The sequence below is a fragment of the Moraxella sp. CTOTU47915 genome, assembly GCF_031986685.1.
Lineage (GTDB): Bacteria > Pseudomonadota > Gammaproteobacteria > Pseudomonadales > Moraxellaceae > Faucicola > Faucicola tetraodonis.
The window spans coordinates 197,477-215,932 of sequence record NZ_DAMAAE010000003.1; the positions used below are offsets into that span (position 1 = coordinate 197,477).

General features: G+C 46.2%; 13 protein-coding genes and 4 tRNA genes. 14 read left to right on the plus strand and 3 right to left on the minus strand.

The annotated features are described in order from the left end of the window. Positions 1-82 precede the first annotated feature (82 nt). Complete coding sequence (gene uvrA / locus RTL34_RS04225; protein ID WP_312114810.1) at positions 83-3,037, minus strand: excinuclease ABC subunit UvrA; 2,955 nt, start codon at positions 3,035-3,037, stop codon at positions 83-85. A gap of 435 nt (positions 3,038-3,472) precedes the next feature. On the opposite strand from uvrA, the gene RTL34_RS04230 reads away from it, so the two are divergent. From RTL34_RS04230 to RTL34_RS04245, 4 genes are all read left to right on the plus strand, one after another. Beyond that, positions 3,473-4,462, plus strand: a complete 990-nt coding sequence (locus tag RTL34_RS04230; RefSeq protein ID WP_312114812.1) for a hypothetical protein — start codon at positions 3,473-3,475, stop codon at positions 4,460-4,462. A gap of 180 nt (positions 4,463-4,642) precedes the next feature. Continuing rightward, positions 4,643-6,007, plus strand: coding sequence for an MFS transporter (locus RTL34_RS04235; RefSeq protein ID WP_159675911.1), 1,365 nt, complete (start codon positions 4,643-4,645; stop codon positions 6,005-6,007). A 137-nt stretch (positions 6,008-6,144) separates the two neighbouring features. Further along, positions 6,145-6,804, plus strand: a complete 660-nt coding sequence (ssb, locus tag RTL34_RS04240) for a single-stranded DNA-binding protein (protein WP_312114814.1) — start codon at positions 6,145-6,147, stop codon at positions 6,802-6,804. A 186-nt stretch (positions 6,805-6,990) separates the two neighbouring features. Next, positions 6,991-8,109 carry an RNA-guided endonuclease InsQ/TnpB family protein gene (locus RTL34_RS04245; protein ID WP_312114816.1) on the plus strand — a complete coding sequence of 373 codons (1,119 nt, stop codon included), beginning with the start codon at positions 6,991-6,993 and terminating at the stop codon, positions 8,107-8,109. Positions 8,110-8,267: 158 nt separating this feature from the next. On the opposite strand, the gene RTL34_RS04250 is transcribed toward RTL34_RS04245, so the two are convergent. Continuing rightward, on the minus strand, positions 8,268-9,308 hold the full coding sequence (locus RTL34_RS04250; RefSeq protein WP_312114818.1) for an NADP(H)-dependent aldo-keto reductase: 1,041 nt from the start codon (positions 9,306-9,308) through the stop codon (positions 8,268-8,270). A gap of 383 nt (positions 9,309-9,691) precedes the next feature. Between RTL34_RS04250 and gspN the strand changes: the two genes are divergently transcribed. The 10 genes from gspN to rimI all read left to right on the plus strand — a co-directional run bounded on the left by gspN (position 9,692) and on the right by rimI (position 17,631). Further along, entirely contained in the window at positions 9,692-10,516 is an 825-nt protein-coding gene (gene gspN, locus RTL34_RS04255) for a type II secretion system protein N (protein WP_312114819.1), read from the plus strand. Between the two features lie 22 nt (positions 10,517-10,538). Then, positions 10,539-11,552 (plus strand): type II secretion system protein N, encoded by a 1,014-nt coding sequence (locus RTL34_RS04260; RefSeq protein ID WP_312114821.1) that lies wholly within the window; start codon positions 10,539-10,541, stop codon positions 11,550-11,552. Between the two features lie 83 nt (positions 11,553-11,635). Further along, positions 11,636-14,074 carry a type II secretion system secretin GspD gene (gene gspD, locus RTL34_RS04265; protein ID WP_312114823.1) on the plus strand — a complete coding sequence of 813 codons (2,439 nt, stop codon included), beginning with the start codon at positions 11,636-11,638 and terminating at the stop codon, positions 14,072-14,074. 63 nt (positions 14,075-14,137) lie between these two features. Continuing rightward, positions 14,138-15,007 carry an FHA domain-containing protein gene (locus RTL34_RS04270; RefSeq protein WP_312114825.1) on the plus strand — a complete coding sequence of 290 codons (870 nt, stop codon included), beginning with the start codon at positions 14,138-14,140 and terminating at the stop codon, positions 15,005-15,007. A gap of 151 nt (positions 15,008-15,158) precedes the next feature. Further along, positions 15,159-15,234, plus strand: a tRNA-Thr gene (locus RTL34_RS04275). 43 nt (positions 15,235-15,277) lie between these two features. Then, positions 15,278-15,361: transfer RNA gene (locus tag RTL34_RS04280), tRNA-Tyr, on the plus strand. A gap of 75 nt (positions 15,362-15,436) precedes the next feature. Beyond that, a tRNA-Gly gene (locus RTL34_RS04285) sits at positions 15,437-15,510 on the plus strand. A 20-nt stretch (positions 15,511-15,530) separates the two neighbouring features. Continuing rightward, a tRNA-Thr gene (locus RTL34_RS04290) sits at positions 15,531-15,605 on the plus strand. A 267-nt stretch (positions 15,606-15,872) separates the two neighbouring features. Continuing rightward, the gene (gene tuf, locus RTL34_RS04295; RefSeq protein WP_007117403.1) at positions 15,873-17,063 is read left to right on the plus strand and encodes an elongation factor Tu; all 1,191 of its coding nucleotides are present in this window, start codon (positions 15,873-15,875) and stop codon (positions 17,061-17,063) included. Between the two features lie 58 nt (positions 17,064-17,121). After that, positions 17,122-17,631 (plus strand): ribosomal protein S18-alanine N-acetyltransferase, encoded by a 510-nt coding sequence (gene rimI, locus RTL34_RS04300; RefSeq protein ID WP_312114830.1) that lies wholly within the window; start codon positions 17,122-17,124, stop codon positions 17,629-17,631. Here rimI and RTL34_RS04305 read toward each other — a convergent pair. After that, the gene (locus RTL34_RS04305; protein ID WP_312114832.1) at positions 17,624-18,442 is read right to left on the minus strand and encodes an arginyltransferase; all 819 of its coding nucleotides are present in this window, start codon (positions 18,440-18,442) and stop codon (positions 17,624-17,626) included. The genes rimI and RTL34_RS04305 overlap by 8 nt on opposite strands. Positions 18,443-18,456: the final 14 nt, after the last annotated feature.

Below are 18,456 nucleotides of genomic sequence, written 5' to 3' on the forward strand. Positions count from 1 at the left end.
GGTTAAAAAAAGGGTTAGACGACCACGTACTAACCCTCACCGCTAAACTTATCCTTGTAACAAACCTACGCTAGTAACAAACTTAGGCTTGCAACATCGGTTTTAAGAATCGCCCTGTGTGTGAGCGCGCGTTTTGCGCCACCTCCTCTGGCGTGCCCTCGGCAATAATCTCACCACCGCCCGAACCGCCTTCAGGACCCAAATCGACAATCCAGTCGGCTGTCTTAATCACATCGAGATTATGCTCAATCACCACCACGGTATTGCCTCGGTCACGCAGCGTATGCAAGATGTCTAAGAGCTTGGCGATATCGTGGAAATGCAAACCTGTCGTCGGCTCATCGAGCACATACAAGGTCTGACCGGTATCACGTTTGGACAGCTCTTTAGCAAGTTTCACCCGTTGCGCCTCACCACCCGATAAGGTTGGCGCAGACTGACCCAAGCGAATATAACCCAAGCCGACTTCTTGTAAGGCTTGCAAACGGCGATAAATTGCCGGAATCGCCTCAAAAAATTCTGCCGCATCTTCCACCGTCATATTGAGCACGTCATTGATATTTTTGCCCTTATAGGTGATTTCCAGGGTTTCACGGTTGTAGCGTTTGCCTTGACACGCATCGCAAGGCACATACATATCAGGCAAAAAGTGCATCTCAACCTTAATCAAACCATCGCCTTGGCAGGTTTCACAGCGCCCGCCTTTCACGTTGAAGCTAAAGCGCCCTGCTTGATAGCCACGAGCTTTGGACTCGGGTACTTGGGCGAATAGGTCACGAATCGGACTAAATACCCCCGTGTAAGTCGCAGGATTGGAGCGAGGGGTACGCCCAATCGGGTTTTGGTCGATATCGACGACTTTATCCAAATGTTCTAGCCCAGTGATACTGTCAAACTCTTCGGCAACATGCGTGGTAGCGTTATTGAGCTGTGTGGTCGCTAGTGGCAATAAGGTGCGGTTGATTAAGGTCGATTTACCCGAACCCGACACGCCTGTGATGGCTGTAAATACACCAATCGGCAAGTTTAAGGTCACGTTTTTAAGGTTGTTACCTTTTGCCCCTGTCAAGGTCAGCATCAAGGGTTTGGCTTCGACTTTACCTTTTTTGGCTTTTTCTTTTTTCTCGCTTTCCGCTTTTTTCGCTTGGTTTTTGGTTAACGGAATGGCGGAGTCTTGCATTTTTTCATATTTATCGTCATTGGCGATTTTGGCTCGGTGACGCACGGTTGGCACTGCGATTTTCTTTTTGCCCGATAAATATTGCCCCGTCAATGATTCGGGATTTTTGGCAATGTCTTTTGCCGTTCCTTCTGCAATGATACTGCCACCATGTACCCCAGCGCCCACGCCCACATCGATGATATGGTCGGCTAGGCGAATGGCATCTTCGTCATGCTCGACGACAATCACGGTATTGCCCAAATCACGTAAGCGAGTCAACGTTTGCAGCAGTCGGTCATTGTCACGTTGGTGCAAGCCGATTGATGGCTCATCGAGTACATACATCACGCCCATCAAACCTGCCCCGATTTGGCTAGCAAGGCGTATGCGCTGAGCTTCACCGCCCGATAGGGTTTCGGCAGAGCGGGCAAGGGTGAGATAATCCAAGCCCACACTCACCAAAAATTCCAACCGCTCACGGATTTCTTTGATGATTTTGGCGGCGATTTCGCCTTTTGCGCCCTCGAGTTTTAATTGCTCGTAATACGCCATCGCTTCGCCAATCGATAGCTTGACCATTTCGGCAACGGTACGGTCGCTGACTTCGACATGGCGAGCGATTTCGTTCAAGCGTGAGCCGTGACAGGCATCGCAGGTGGCATCGGCAAGGTATTTGGCAAGCTCGTCTCGCACGATGTTGCTTTGCGTGGTGCGGTAACGACGCTCCATATACGGCAACACCCCTTCAAATGGCACGGTTTTGGTGGACTTGCGCCCGCGTTCATCGACAAAGTTAAAAGTCATTTTGTCTTTACCAGAGCCATGTAAAATGACATCTTTGTGCTTTTTATCCAGTTGTTGCCACGGCGCTTCCATATCAATACCGTAATGCTCGGCAACGGTAGTCAGCAAGCCAAAATAATAGGCGTGGCGTTTATCCCAGCCTTGAATCGCCCCTTGGTTGAGCGATTTTTCAGGATGCCCGATGATTTTTTCAGCAGCGAAATATTGGCGTTTGCCCAAGCCATCACACACGGGGCACGCGCCATAGGGGTTATTAAAACTAAACAATTTTGGTTCAAGCTCAGCAACCGAGCGATCACAGACAGGGCAGCTATGTTTGGCGGACAAAATTTTATCTTCAAACTCAGCGTCCATGTCATGCAAGATGGCAATGTCGCTACCGAGTCGTAAGGCGGTCTCCAAGCTTTCGGCAACCCGATTACCCAAGTCATCCCGCACTTTGAAGCGGTCAACCACCACATCAATGGTGTGTTTAAAAGTTTTGGCAAGCGGTGGCACATCGTCAATGTCATAAATCTCACCATCGACCCGCAGCCGCACAAAGCCTTGCCCTTTTAGCTGTTCCATCAACTGGATATGCTCGCCTTTGCGGTCATCGACGACGCGCGCGAGAATCATCAACTTGGTATCTTCGGGCAATGCCATGACGGTATCGACCATTTCGGTGACGGTTTGCGCGACCATCGGCAGGTGGTGTTCTGGGCACATGGGCGTACCGACACGGGCGTACAGCAGACGCAAATAGTCATAAATCTCGGTAATGGTACCTACCGTGGAGCGGGGATTATGGTTGGTGGATTTTTGCTCGATGGCGATGGCAGGTGACAGCCCTTCGATGCTATCGACTTCGGGCTTTTCCATTTGTGATAAAAACTGGCGAGCGTAAGCCGATAAGCTCTCGACGTAGCGGCGTTGTCCTTCGGCGTATAAGGTATCAAAGGCTAGGCTAGACTTGCCCGAGCCTGATAATCCTGTGATGACGACGAGTTTGTCGCGGGGGATGTCGATGTCGATGTTTTTGAGATTGTGGGTGCGTGCGCCACGAATTTTGATTGCGTCGTGCTGTGCCATATTGAGCTTCTTATTGTGTGTTTTTGAGTGGGAAATTTGGGTAAAAAGATGGGGTTTTAATGGGGGAATTGGATGGGGGTTTCAAGTTTAATTTTGAAACCTATTTCAACAAATTTGACCAAATATTACGAGAAACTATCAACTGATTAAGTTATCAATTCTGTTAATCATAAATTGCTTTTGGCTCACTGTCATCCTTGTTTTATACTCGTAAAATTAACATAACTAGATAAAACATAGCGTTTATTGCAAGCGGTTGCAAACGTGCGGACAATGAAGCTGATGATACTATTAACACAAGCGTTGGAAATATCTTAAATAAAATCATCACTCACATGAGCGATTTTTTATTTTTTATAAAACCCTTAAACCTTGCTATACTGGATTGAATCAAGAAAAAAGAAAATTTGTGACTGCAAAATTTGAGACAATAACATGGCAACGTTAACCCAAGAACAAACCGACTTCTTAAAAAGCCACCATATCCCAATGGACAAAACCTTTGACGCCAGCGGACTATCGAGCAAAGAATACAAAGCCAAAATGAAAGAAAATGGCGCGCTCGTTGCTTACGGTGTACCGCCCTGCCCAAAAGGTCACACCCTCAAAAACAAACAAGCAAACTGCCTACAATGCAACCCCCAAGCCATCGCATCGCTCAAACGCCAAGCTACCCCAGGGGAGGTGTATATCGCCGTCTCACCCAGTCAGTTGCTTGCCAAAATCAGCCTCGTTGAAAACGCAAGCGATATCATCCCGCAATTAAATAGCGAAAATCATGCCGAAATCAACGATTGGGTATTAGCGATGACAGGTCGCACCGACTCCATCGGACAAATGGAAAACCACTTGCAGCAGCGCCTTGCCGATTACCAAGTACCCAGAAAACTCACTGCCGATGGCAAAACTACCAAAGCCTCGGGCGTGTACGACGTTGATGTGCATGATGCGCTTGAAGTAATAAATGAAATGCCTTTCACCTTAAGCGAAATTGATAACGCCGTGATGGATGATTTTCACGCCCGCTATAGCGATAAACAGCTCCGCGAGCAGCAGCAAGCTGAGCAGTTAGCCATCGAAGAAGCAGCACGTAAACAAGCAGAACTTGCCGAACAAGCGCGACAAAAACAGGCTAAGCTTGAAGAACAACGCCAACTACAACAACAAGCCAAACAGCAAAAATTGGCACAAAAACAACAACGCCAACAGCAACTTGACGCCAAAAAAGCGCAAAAACAGCAAAAAATCGCCACCCAAGTGAAGCATAGCCCGTTAGAGGGCGCGCTAGTGGCTACCCCAAAATCATCATCTATCAAGCAGTCACCGCGAGGATTTTTTGACAATCAAAAAAATGTGATGTGGCTGATGATTGCTATCGCAGTGATTTTAGCCATCATGGTAACCGCTTACGCAATGCTAAAATAATGGGGCTAAAACAATAAAGCCAAAATAATGGGGCTAAAATAATTTTTATTGCCAATAAATTCTCTGTGATAAAAATTAGGCATATAATAAGCCGTTTTTGGCAAAATTTTGTGAGCCACCATGTCAGTAAAATCAACGTCAGTAAAATCAACGTCGAGAAATATGAGTCACAACTCCTCCATGAATGCATCCGAAAAGAAAGCGATTGCCGGGTTGGGCGGTATCTTTGCCTTGCGCATGCTCGGACTATTCATGATTGTGCCTGTGTTTGCAGTGTATGGGACACAATATGCACACGCCACGCCGTTTTTGATTGGATTGGCGATTGGTATCTATGGCTTAGGGCAGGCGATTTTTCAGATTCCCATGAGTTTTTTGGCGGACAAATATCCGCGTAAACCGATTATCATTGCAGGGTTATTGGTGTTTGCGCTCGGGGGAGCGATTTGCGCCTTATCAACAGACATCTATATGGTGATATTGGGGCGTTTGATTGCCGGCAGTGGCGCGGTTTCAGCAGTGGTGATGGCACTACTCGCGGATGTGACCCGTGAAGAGCATCGCACCAAAGCGATGGCAACCATGGGGCTGACCATTGCCATGTCGGTAATGGTCGCATTTGGGCTCGGTCCGATTTTGACGCATGTGCTCGATATTTCAGGCTTGTTTTGGGTGACAGTGGCGTCCGCTATTTTCGCCATTGGCTTACTGTGGATTGTGCCCACCCCAAATCGGGTACTAAAGCACAATCTCAATAATCACTCAGTTAAAGCACAGTTTGCTGAAGTATTAAAAATTGCCGATATTAACCGGTTGCACTTGGCGATTTTTGCGCTGCATCTGTCAATGACAGCGATGTTTACCTTATTGCCGCACCAGTTTCATGATGTGCTCGGTTTGACGGTGGCGCAGCAAGGTTTTGTGTATTTGCCGCTACTATTATTGGGTTTTATCATTGCGGTTCCGCTGATTATCATCGCAGAAAAAAAACGGCAAATGCGCGCCGTGTTTTTGGCGTCTTTAGCGACCTTGGTGGCGGGATTGGTATTTTTGGCGGTGGCTAGTCAGACCATCGTGGGTTTAATTATTGGGCTTGCGGTTTATTACATTGGCTTTAACAGCCTTGAGGCGACTATTCCGTCTTGGATTTCCAAACGCGCGCCCGTCGCCAACAAAGCGACGGCGATGGGTATTAACTCATCTGCACAGTTTTTGGGTGCTTTTGTAGGCGGTGCCATGGGCGGTATTTTGCTCACCAAACCGATGTGGTTGTCGTGGACGGTGCTCGCCATCGTGACCGTTATTGCGCTATTGTTTATTCTGCCGATTGCATCCCCACCGTATTTGACCAGCCTAACGATTACCCTGCCAACAGGTATTGACACAACTGCATGGTCACAGCAAATTTTGGCGATTGACGGCGTGGATGAGATAGTGATGATGCCAAAAGAAAACATTGCTTATCTCAAACTGGATAAAGAAAAATTGACCGATGACACGCGACAGCATTTGTCACATCTTACCGGTCAGACGCTAGCAATTTGATGCAAAGTTTAGTAAAGTAATGGCATTGTACTTGCGCTAAATCTGCAAAGATTTGGCTAAAAACACTAGAAAACTATTAAGAAAGGCATCAAGAAAGTTATCAAAAAATCCATTAAAAAAGTTATCAAGGAAATTCTATGCGCGGCGTAAATAAAGTAATTATTGTAGGCAACCTTGGTTCAGATCCGGAAGTCAAACAATTTGCCAATGGCGGTAGCGTGACGCGTATCGCCGTGGCAACAAGTGAGCAGTGGAACGACAAACAAACAGGTGAGCGCCGTGAGCAAACCGAATGGCACCGTATTTCATTGTTTAATAAACTTGGTGAAATTGCAGCGCAATACCTGCGTAAAGGTAGCCAAGTCTATATCGAAGGTAGCCTTCGCACCAATAAATACACCGATCAAAATGGCGTAGAGCGTTATGCCACAGAGATTCGTGCCGACCAAATGCAAATGCTTGGTACCGCAGGCGGCGTTCAAGGCGGTATTGCTAATAACAATACTGCAAGCACAACCTACCAAAACCAGCCCCAAGGTGGTTATAATCAAGTTGGCTACAACCAAGGTGGCAACCAAGCGCCCAATCATTTTGGCGGCTATCCAAACCAAAATAATACCCAAGCTGCGCCACAATCGGGTCAAAATGCAGGATTTGGCAATAACCCATTTATGAATGGCAACCAAGCGCCACAAGGGGCAAATACAGGAAATAATCCGCCTGCCCAAAATCCCCAACAAAATCCAGCCATGGCAATGCCAAAACCAGGCGCAGTTGATGATGATATCCCATTCTAGACTTTAATTTTTACTAGGTTTAAAAAAAATCCTTGCACAGTCACACTGTCGCAAGGATTTTTTATCCTCTGTTGCCGTAAAACCACCGACTTCAGGCGGTGGATATAAGGCAACTCCGTAGGTATGCTTACACACAGAAGTTGTTTAGTGTTGTATTCTTACATTTTCAATGATAAAATGTAAGATATGAAACATTGTGCTTATAAATTCCGCTTCTACCCGACTGACGAACAAACTAAACTGCTTGCTCAAACATTCGGCTGTGTGCGGTTTGTCTATAACACGATATTGCGCTGGCGTACTGATGAGTATTACCAAAGCAAGGCAAAAATAGGCTACATTCAAGCCAATGCAAAATTGACTGAGCTTAAAAAACAGCCTGAATTTTCTTTTTTGAATGATGTTTCTAGTGTTGCTTTGCAGCAGGGCATCAGACATCAACAAACGGCTTTTAAGAACTTCTTTGAGGGTCGTACCAAATATCCAACATTCAAAAAGAAAACTCATAAACAATCGGCAGAATTTACCAAAAGTGCCTTTAAATTCACTGACGGTAAAATCTATATAGCAAAAAGCAAAGAACCGCTTAATGTGCGTTGGTCGAGACAACTGCCAAGCGAACCAAGCACTATTACCATTTCCAAAGATTGCGCTGGGCGTTACTTCGTGTCGTGCCTGTGTGAATTTGAAAATCAAATCTTGCCAAAGTCTGATAGCAATATCGGTATTGACGTTGGCATTAAGCACCTGTTTGTTACCGATAGCGGTATCAAAATCGACAATCCCCGTCTGACAGCTAAATACGTCACTAAACTTGCCAAAGCACAACGCGCCTTGAGTCGTAAAAAACTCGGCTCGGCTAATCGTGCTAAGGCTAAGCTTAAGGTGGCTCGTATTCACGCTAAAATCTCCGATTGTCGATTGGATAACTTACACAAGTTGTCCCGCAAATTAATAAACGAAAACCAAGTTATTTGTGTTGAATCGCTACGTGTAAAAAACATGATTAAAAATCCTAAACTTGCCAAGCATATCGCCGATGCCAGTTGGGGTAACTTTGTTAACCAGTTGGAATACAAAGCAGACTGGGCGGGTCGGACTATCTCTAAGATAGACCAATTTTTCCCAAGCTCTAAACGCTGTTCTAATTGTGGATATATCTTAAATTTTTTGACGCTTGATACACGCTATTGGGATTGCCCAGAATGCAAAACTACCCATGACCGTGACGTCAATGCCGCCAAAAACATTTTAACCGCAGGACTTGCGGGGTTAGCCTTTGGAGAGAATGTCAGTCTTGTGTAGTTAGTCTGCATAAGCAAATCTCGTTGAATTAGGAAATTCTCGGTAGCGATATCGGGAATCCCCGAACGATAGGGAGGGGAGGAAGTCAAGCCGTTTTTTCTGATAGTAGTTTGCTAGTAAGGTGCAGGGTGTGAGGTATAGGATTTAAGTTACAGGGTTTAAGGTGCAGGGTTCGGGTGTAAGGTCTGCACGGCTTCTATATCAGCCAATACCTCTTGGGACAATATCAAGTCTACGGACGCGATATTGCTGGCTAGTTGCTCAATGGTGGTTGCCCCAATGATGTTGGCAGTCACAAACGAGCGGCTATTGACAAACGCCAGTGCCATTTGTGCCATATCTAGATGATGTTTTTTGGCGACCTCGGCATAGGCTTGGGTGGCTTGTTGCGCTTGCTCATTTAAATAACGGGTAAAATGGCTATAAAGGCTCAAGCGACTATTGACAGGCTTGTTACCTCCCAAATATTTGCCTGATAACACCCCAAAGGCTAGCGGTGAATAGGCAAGTAGCCCAATTTGCTCGCGGTGACTGATTTCTGCCAGTCCCACTTCATACAAGCGATTGAGTAGACTATATGGATTTTGTATGGTGATAGGTCTAGCAAGACCATGTTTATCGGCTTCTGCTAAGTAGCGCATGACGCCCCAAGGGGTATCATTGGATAGCCCATAAGCACGAATGCGACCTTTGGTGATTTCATCATTGAGGGCTTCGATGGTTTCCAAAAATGGCGTCAATTCTTTGGTGTCTTGCTGCGCCATACTTTCTGTATAGCCGCGTTGACCAAAAAAGTTGGTCTGACGCTCTGGCCAGTGTAGCTGATAAATATCGATATGGTCGGTTTGCAAACGCTGTAGATTGCTATCTAATGCCGCACGAATGGTTTTTTTATCAAACTTGGTATTGCCATCGCGCAAAAAGTCATTGCGAGAGATTTTACTCGCCAATACGACATCGTTTCGTTTGCCTGTCTTGGCAAACCAGCTACCCATAAAGCGCTCGGTATCACCCTGTTTGTCTTTATCAGGGGGTGACGGATACATCTCAGCGGTATCCCAAAAGTTCACACCTTGGGCAAGGGCATAATCCATTTGTTCATGGGCATCCTGCTCGCTGTTTTGCTGTCCCCAGGTCATGGTGCCTAAGCAAATTTTGGAGACGCTATCGCCCAGTTGTGGCAATGTATCAAATTGCATGCTATTTTCCTTGTGTTTTGCATTATAGTTTTAACCAGCTTAGTGAGGTGATTGTAGCAAACTCATGGTGATAAAGTCGGTTGCAAATTGTAGTAAGTGCGGCAGGTAGCCGCAATAAACAGTCCGCCCAAAACAAGCCTGACAAAATTTTGATTTTTTATGGATTGACATTACAACGCAATAAAAATCAGTTATGATAAAGCGTTTCATTTTAGTTAGAAAAATATTCGAGTGTTGGCGCAGAGTGGGTTCAAAATTTTGCGCTAATGGCAATTTTTATCCTGCATGAATTATTTGATTGTTGATTAATCTGCTTGTGGATTGCGTCACTTTATTGATGTCAAAAATATTGATGTCAAAATCATTGTAAAAGGTATTCAAGTTTGGCAAGTGTTAATTCATTACGTCCGACAAAACTATGGTGGCTGGTAGGTCTAGTTTTGCTTTGCTTAAGCTTGTTGATTCAGCTACCTGCAGCGTGGTTGCTGCAAAAATTTGCCCCAAACAACCCTTACTTGCAGCAAATATCAGGCAATCTTTGGCAAGGTCAAGCCAATTGGCAAATCAATGCGCGCCCCAATACGCCGCTAGCGGGCAGTGTCGATTGGCGCTGGCAGCCGTGGCATTTATTGATGGGCAAACTGGGTCTAGCGGTCGATATCCGCTCTGGCAAAACCGACTTGCAAGGGGTGGTCAAATTCAATAAAACCAGCTGGCAAGCCAATGATTTCAACGGCAAAATCAGCCATGACACATTGGCGCAGTTGGTCAGTTGGCAATTACCCGACACACCGATTACCATCAAAGAAATGTCGATTGAAAAAAATAAGCAAGGCTATCAAACCGCCAAAGGCAACATGAACTGGGCAGGCGGTGATTTGGGGTATCCCACAGGCGGCAAAACCTACCTCATCAAACTCCCGACCATGCAAGGCAACTTAAGCGCGGATAAAGCCAGTGTCCAGCCAGTAGCCAACGCCAATGGTATTAATAGTAGCAACAAGGCAGCGCAAGCTAAAAGCTTGCATCTAGCCCTTACTACACCGCAAGCCGAGCGTCTAGGAGATTTTTATCTTGACCAAGATAATATGATAGATGTGTCATTGACCCAGCGGCTGCTCAAAAATATGCCAGCGTACCAAGGCAAAGGGGCTGATGACAGTGTGGTGGTGTCCATTCGCCAACCTTTGACCAGTATGGGTAATTAGAGACGTAGCGATGATAGCAGATATGATAAAAGCCACCCAGCGCCCCTCGTTGAGCCGTAAAACAACGACTGGTAAATTTGTGCCGATGGCGGTGGTGGAAAAACTGTATCCTTGGTTGCTACTGGCAGCTATTTTTTGGTTGGTGTGGCAATTAAGCCAAGCAATTTGGCTGGTGGTTGCACCGCCCAAAGCACCCGCACTCACCCCAGTGCCCTTACAGCCGAACTTGGTCGCACAATCTGCCAATAGCAATGCGTTGGATTTTTTTGCTCAGCCAACTGCCCCGCAAGCACCGGCAGCGACACCCCCAGATATTAAAGTGGTGGGCGTGACCATTGCCACCCCGGAGAGTCAATCGTATGCAATTTTGACCGCCAATGGTAAAACCTTAAGCTATCGTATCAACGACATGATTGATGGCAGTGGTTATAAATTGGTCAAAGTCGCAGCCGATTTTGTAATAGTGGCAGATGCCAGTGGTCAAACCAGTAAGGTGCCATTTGGGCAACCGTTTTTTCTTGACCAAAGCGATGCTATCAGAGCCAAAGCGCAAGCCAACGGTGCTGCAGGCGTTGGTAGTGGCTCAAATATGGGACAAACTCCCACACCGAGCTTAGGCGGCGCTGCGCCACAAGCGATTGGCGGCGCGCCAGTGGCTACAGGCGACCCCCATGATCGAGAGGATTCTGCGCCCAGTATGGCGACGTCAAATGGTGCCAATACCTCGCCAAGCGGTGCATCGTCAGCCATTGGTGGGGCGATTCAAGGGCTTCAGCAAAATGCATCAGGGTATCTAAGCCAAATGGGTGTGGCAGCGACAGGGCAGGGCTATTTGGTGACCGACGCCATGTCCGCAGGACTAAAAAACCGATTGGGGCTACAAACAGGGGATAAAGTCCTCTCCGTCAATGGACAAAACGTGGGTCAAAACCCAACACAAGATGCCCAGCTACTACGTCAAGTACAACAAGCAGGACAAGCGCAAATCCAAGTTCAGCGCGGCGACCAAGTCGTGACAGTACGCCAGTCATTTTGATAAAAGATAGTAAAAAGTTACAGACGTCATCGCTACGTGAGACACAAGTCGGTGATATGCGTTAAAAATTGATAAGGTAAATTATGAAATACCCAACCATGCTAAAGCCACTATTTTTGAGCACGACACTGGCTATGAGTATCAGTTTGCTTAGCAGTGGTCTGTCAGCTGCCCATGCAGCCACTGGCTATAAAGTGCATTTGCAAGACGCTGATATCAAGGCGTTTATCGACCAAATTGCCACCATCACGCAAAAGAACTTTGTGCTAGACCCACGCATTAATGGCAATGTGACGGTGATTTCAAACAAACCCTTATCCCGTCAAGAAGTGTATGACTTGTTTTTAGCCGTGATGAAAGTCAATGGCATTGTAGCGATTGATCGCGGGCTGACCACAGAGCTGGTCCCTGATACCGTTGCCAAGCAAGCAGGGGTGGATGTGGACTTGCGGGGTAATACCGCAGGTAGCCAAATGGCGACCCGCATCTATTATCTCACCAACACCAATGCCAATGATATCTTAAACGTCATCCGTCCGATGATGCCGCCGTATGCCAATGCCGCTGTGGTGCCAAATGTCAATGCGATTATCCTATCTGACCGCGCCGACAGCCTCAATCAATACGCAAAATTGATTAGCGATCTTGACAGCAATATGAATGACAAGCTGACCATTATTCCGCTGCGTCATGTCGATGCCAAGCGCATGATGGATTTATTAAGCTCACTGACAGGTACGGGCGGTGGTACAGCGCCAGCTGCTGCGGGTCAATCAGGGCAACCTGCTGTGGCATCAACCGGTGGCAGCCTGATCAATATCATTGCCGACCCGATTTCTGATAGGCTGCTCGTCAAAGGTAGTGCCGAGATGACAGCCAAAGTACAGCGAATGGTAGAGCAGTTAGACACTGTGCCGACGCAACGTCTCAGTGGGCTTCGCGTGTTTCGTCTAAAATATGCCAGTGCCACCCATATTGCAGAAATGCTACGCGGACTGCTTGCCTATCAATCCATCAATAGCTCAGGTGACCAAACCACCTTGCAAGCAAGCTCAATGTTTCAATCTAGTAGCGATACCAGTAATAACAGCGCAGCCACCACCAATACCGCAGCCTCACCCACAGGCTCACCGCTTAATACGTCCTCCACTAGCAACACAACGACTACGCAAAACAGCGGCTATCAAGGTAGACCTTTTAGTATTATCGCTGACCAAACCCAAAATTCCGTCATCGTCAATGCCAACCCAGAGTTAATGGTAGAAATCGAAAACGCTATTAATGAGCTAGATACCCGCCGTGACCAAGTGTTGATTCAAGCAGCGATTATGGAAATCTCCGGCAATGATACCCAGCAACTTGGCGTACAATGGGCAATGGGCAATGCCAATAGCGGCGTAGGGGTAATTAACTTCAATAACATCGGTGCATCCGCAGTAGGACTGGCATCTGAGATATTAAGGAAAACCCCAGGTACGGCAGCAGCCTCCGTGGCAGGCGCGCTGTTGGGGATTGGTACGAGTAAAACCGATAGTAACGGTAATCGTGAGTTTTATGGTGCGATTTTGCAAGCCATCAATAAAACCAACAATGCCAATCTGTTATCCATGCCCTCTATTTTGACGTTGGATAACGAAAAAGCCAATATTTTGGTAGGGCAGAACGTGCCATTTGTGACCGGCTCTTATACCACGGCAAGTAACTCATCAACCACGCCGTTTCAAACCGTGAGCCGTCAAGATGTCGGTATCAATCTTAATGTCATTCCGCATATTGGCGATAATGGCTCAGTGCGACTTGAGATTTCGCAGGAAGTGTCCTCCATTGTCGATGGCACCCTCAATAACGTGAGCGGTGTCGTCACCAACAAGAATTTAATCAAAACCACCATTTTAGCGGATAATCAACAAACCGTGGCATTGGGTGGTTTGATGCGTGATAACAGCACCTATGGTCAGCAAAAAGTCCCAGGATTGGGTGATGCGCCGATTCTTGGTAATTTATTTCGCTCAAAAAGCAAAAACTCGGACAAAACCAATCTGATTGTATTTTTACAGCCGACCATTTTGCGTAATGGTAGCGCGGTGGCAAGCGTGACCGAAAAAAGCTTAGACGGTATTCGTACCATGCAACTGGTAATTGATAAAAACGGTACGCTCAAACAAATCCCACTTAATATCAATGCCATGTTCCCCAATACCAATACGGTGCAAAATGGCATCAAATTGCCAACAGACGACTTGGTTACCCCAGCCGCGCAAAGTTTATCAAACACGCCAAGAGTGTATGCCAATGGTGTCGATATCGTCACGCCCGTGTCATCAAACGTGTCTCGCACAGGTAGTTCATCGACCACAACCGTGAGTCGCCCAGCGAGCAACACCGTCACCCAATCTACCGTTACCCAATCTACCGTTACCCAATCTAAAGCGCAGACAGGGCAGGGCGCAAAGATGGCTCAAACGCCTGTGGTGATTGCGACCCCGCCTGCGGTGCAGACCATCACCGTGACAAATCCCTAAAAATGTCCCATAATGCCAAGCATAATGATACTATTAAATACCCCTTAGGAGTAGGAGACTTGCATGGATAATCATCAAACTAATGCAGTAAATACGATGAACCTCACCGACAACTCGCAAGGCACTTCATGGCAACTCATTGGACTGTCACCAGCGTTGGCGGATTTAACCATAGATATTGATAAAAGCTTAAGCATCGGGCGTAGCGATAGCAATGATTTGGTGTTAGCAACCTCACAAATCTCTCGCCAACACGCCAAGATTAACCGTATTGGTGAGCAGTTGTATGTGCAAGACTTGGGCTCAAGCAATGGTACCTTTATCAATGGTGAGCGCATCAGTACAGACGCGCATGCTTTGCAAGCTACCGATGAACTTGCCTTTGCTGACTTGGTATTTTTGGTGGTAAATGCCCCAGTTGACGCACTGAATGGTGCTAGTTTTCTCGATAGTTTACAAGATATTGAGAACTTCACACCCACCATTGACATTCATACCCAAACTGAATCGACTGCATCGGTTGAGCCATCATCACTGAACGCTGCAGCCAACGCCGCGCCTGTGATAGATGTCGTTACCACGCAAGATTTTTTACCCAGCGAGCAGCTGAGCAACACTCACGTCGAACAATCCGTACCCTCTACACCGACAACAACAGTCGATGTAGCAAGCGTTGATAACTCACCATCGCCAATACTTAATACACCGTCTCAGCCGCCTGTCGTCACTGAGGCAGTACCATTGCAGCCCGTTGTCCCATCCGTTCAGCCAGCGCAACCATCGCCAGTTAGCACAGTAGACACTGATGCAATGAAGCCTACGCCAATGAAAAGTGAGCCAACAAAACCTGCGGCAAAGAAAAACGCCACAGTCGCAATAATAATCGTGGTAATTATTGCGCTGATTATTGCATCAGTGTTGTTAATGTATTAGGGTTTGGGTAGCAAATAAGCGGCGCAAGGCGCTTAAAATGCGGATTTGAATCAGTAAATTTACGTTTTAGCAAAAAAAATGAAAAAAAAATAAAAAAACGCTTGCAAGATTAAAAATATTTGCTAAAATGCTCACCACTTTCAAGCGATACGCCGGCTTAGCTCAGTTGGTAGAGCAACTGACTTGTAATCAGTAGGTCGCCAGTTCGACTCCGGCAGCCGGCACCATCCTTTAACACATCGTGTTAAGCGTACCTTGAAAGACAACTATGGTGGGGTTCCCGAGCGGTCAAAGGGGACGGACTGTAAATCCGTTGCGAGAGCTTCGAAGGTTCGAATCCTTCCCCCACCACCATTTGCCTGCTATTGTTATCTGAATATTCCCTAATCACGTTAACAGTAAGTCCAGTATGCTTGGGCGGGTCGCATTGCGGGTGTAGTTTAGTGGTAGAACCTCAGCCTTCCAAGCTGATGGTGCGGGTTCGATTCCCGCCACCCGCTCCATTATTCTAAACCAAAGTTTTGCTCATATAGCTCAGAGGTAGAGCACTCCCTTGGTAAGGGAGAGGTCCCGAGTTCAACTCTCGGTATGAGCTCCAGTTTTATAGAAAATACATTGAGATAAACCAAAAAATAGTTGAGGCAGCACAGATGTGTTGCCTTTTGTTTTAGCAATAACAAAAAAGTTTGACCATAAAGATGAAGGCTATGGAAAAAACTTGAAATTTATGTTAAATTTGCTATTTTAGTGACCTAGCAACACTCAAATTGGCAACACCAGCACTGGCAATACAGATACACCAGTTGGTTTATAGCTTTGAGCTAGGGTATTGCTAACAGTTTAACAATGATCAGAGGATTAAATTATGGCAAAGGCCAAGTTTGAACGTACTAAACCACACGTTAACGTAGGCACCATTGGACACGTTGACCATGGTAAAACAACCCTAACTGCGGCGATTGCGACCGTAGCAGCAAAACACAACGGTGGTGAAGCTAAAGACTACGCGTCAATTGACTCAGCCCCTGAAGAAAAAGCCCGTGGTATCACCATCAACACCTCACACATTGAATATGACACCCAAGCACGTCACTACGCACACGTAGACTGTCCTGGCCATGCTGACTATGTTAAAAACATGATCACTGGTGCTGCACAGATGGACGGCGCTATCCTAGTCGTATCAGCCACTGACGGCCCAATGCCACAAACACGTGAACACATCCTACTATCACGCCAAGTAGGTGTACCATACATCATGGTATTCATGAACAAATGTGACATGGTTGATGACGAAGAACTACTAGAACTCGTAGAAATGGAAGTACGTGAACTACTATCAAGCTACGACTTCCCTGGTGATGACACCCCAATCATCAAAGGTTCTGCCCTAGAAGCCCTAAACGGCGGCGAAGGCAAATACGGTGAACCAGCCGTACTAGAACTACTTGACACCCTAGACAGCTACATCCCAGAACCAGAACGTGCGATTGACAAACCATTCTTGATGCCAATCGAAGACGTATTCTCAATCTCTGGCCGTGGTACAGTCGTAACTGGTCGTGTAGAATCAGGCGTCATCAAAGTTGGTGAAGAAATTGAAATCGTTGGTATCAAACCAACCGCAAAAACCACCTGTACTGGCGTTGAAATGTTCCGTAAACTGCTAGACGAAGGTCGTGCAGGCGAGAACTGTGGTGTACTACTACGTGGTACCAAACGTGAAGACGTACAACGTGGTCAAGTATTGGCTAAACCAGGTTCAATCAAACCACACACCAAATTTGACGCAGAAGTATACGTACTATCAAAAGAAGAAGGTGGTCGTCACACTCCATTCCTAAATGGTTACCGTCCACAATTCTACTTCCGTACTACTGACGTAACTGGCGCAATCCAATTACCAGAAGGTACAGAGATGGTAATGCCTGGCGATAACGTTGAAATGAACGTAGAGCTAATCCACCCAATCGCAATGGACCAAGGCTTACGCTTTGCAATCCGTGAAGGTGGCCGTACTGTAGGTGCGGGTGTTGTTGCTAAAGTTAACGACTAATCGTTAGTAAGCATACAAAAGAGTCACTTCGGTGGCTCTTTTTTTATGGAAATAAATTATGACAGTGATATCGATATATAACTTAGATAAAACGAGTACACAAGATAATACTTCGGAGCAGGTATTGGCGCAGCTGGCACAAATTGAATCCGAGCTATTTGTCCACGATGCTTGGTCGGCTGCGCAAATCAATTCACTGCTCGCGCAGCCATTTAACCATATAATTTATGCGACAGACGAGCTAAATCAGCGATTGGTCGGCTATTGTTTTTATAGCCACATATTTGAAGATAGTGAAATTTTAAGAATCGCAACTTGTCTTGATTATCAACAGCAAGGTATTGCAAGCCAATTGTTAACGGCTATGGCGCAGATGTGCAAAGTAGCGGGTGCCGAGCGGGTGCTATTAGAGGTAAGAGAAGATAATTATGCTGCCCTTGCATTTTATCAAAAATATGGGTTTGAACAGATTGCCATTCGCAAAAATTACTACGATAATCATGACATGACCAAAACCCATGCGTTAATTATGCAGCGCAAATTAAATGCTACATTAAACGCTAAGTAGTATTCCACATGTTTAGATAATGCGCTTTTATCGCCTGTTGAAGCAGTGGCTCAACTTGCGCGGCTGTGACAGCCTCATCGAAGCGATGCCACTGTTGATTGATTAATAACTCACTGGGATAAAAACGCGATTTATACGCCATCTTATCCGAATCTGGTACCCAAAAACCTAAATATAAATAAGGTAATCCAAGACGTTTAACATAGTCAATTTGGGTAAGTATCGCAAGGGTGCCCAAACTATTTATGGTTGCATCGGGATCATAGAAAGTATAGACCGCTGATATGCCGTCATCTAATTGGTCGCAAACTGCCACCATGACTAATTCATCGTGAAGCCAAAACTCCATAAAAAATGACTGGGTAAAGCTATATTGTAGAAACTGTTTAAACCCTTGTAAATTGGGTGGGTACATATCGCCATCACTATGGCGAGCGCAGATATAGCGAGCATATAGCATAAAATGCGATTCATCGGCATCATCACAAGCCGTAATTACCACATCCATCTCGTGCGATTTTTGCCACAGTTTGCGCTGGGTACGATTGGGTTCAAACTCGTTAACTACTACACGCGTAGAGATACAGCGTTGACAATGAAAGCATACAGGGCGATATAAATGTTGTCCACTACGCCGATACCCGAGCCGTGAAAACTGAGAAAAAATAGGCGTATCTAAACGTTCATCCTTTGCTAATTCAATCAGTTCTAAACGTGCTGCACGGTCGGGCAAATAACTACATTGATGCAGCGGCGTCAATTGGCTGGTCAATGCTAGACTGGTAGGAGGATGGGGTGGTTTTAACGTCATTGGTGCTTTTAAAT

Excerpts from the sequence above, each read along its gene's own strand:
- uvrA (WP_312114810.1), bottom strand. The coding sequence starts at position 3,037 with ATGGCACAGCACGACGCAATCAAAATTCGTGGCGCACGCACCCACAAT.
- RTL34_RS04230 (WP_312114812.1), top strand. The coding sequence starts at position 3,473 with ATGGCAACGTTAACCCAAGAACAAACCGACTTCTTAAAAAGCCACCAT.
- RTL34_RS04235 (WP_159675911.1), top strand. The coding sequence starts at position 4,643 with ATGAATGCATCCGAAAAGAAAGCGATTGCCGGGTTGGGCGGTATCTTT.
- ssb (WP_312114814.1), top strand. The coding sequence starts at position 6,145 with ATGCGCGGCGTAAATAAAGTAATTATTGTAGGCAACCTTGGTTCAGAT.
- RTL34_RS04245 (WP_312114816.1), top strand. The coding sequence starts at position 6,991 with ATGAAACATTGTGCTTATAAATTCCGCTTCTACCCGACTGACGAACAA.
- RTL34_RS04250 (WP_312114818.1), bottom strand. The coding sequence starts at position 9,308 with ATGCAATTTGATACATTGCCACAACTGGGCGATAGCGTCTCCAAAATT.
- RTL34_RS04260 (WP_312114821.1), top strand. The coding sequence starts at position 10,539 with ATGATAAAAGCCACCCAGCGCCCCTCGTTGAGCCGTAAAACAACGACT.
- gspD (WP_312114823.1), top strand. The coding sequence starts at position 11,636 with ATGAAATACCCAACCATGCTAAAGCCACTATTTTTGAGCACGACACTG.
- RTL34_RS04270 (WP_312114825.1), top strand. The coding sequence starts at position 14,138 with ATGGATAATCATCAAACTAATGCAGTAAATACGATGAACCTCACCGAC.
- tuf (WP_007117403.1), top strand. The coding sequence starts at position 15,873 with ATGGCAAAGGCCAAGTTTGAACGTACTAAACCACACGTTAACGTAGGC.
- rimI (WP_312114830.1), top strand. The coding sequence starts at position 17,122 with ATGACAGTGATATCGATATATAACTTAGATAAAACGAGTACACAAGAT.
- RTL34_RS04305 (WP_312114832.1), bottom strand. The coding sequence starts at position 18,442 with ATGACGTTAAAACCACCCCATCCTCCTACCAGTCTAGCATTGACCAGC.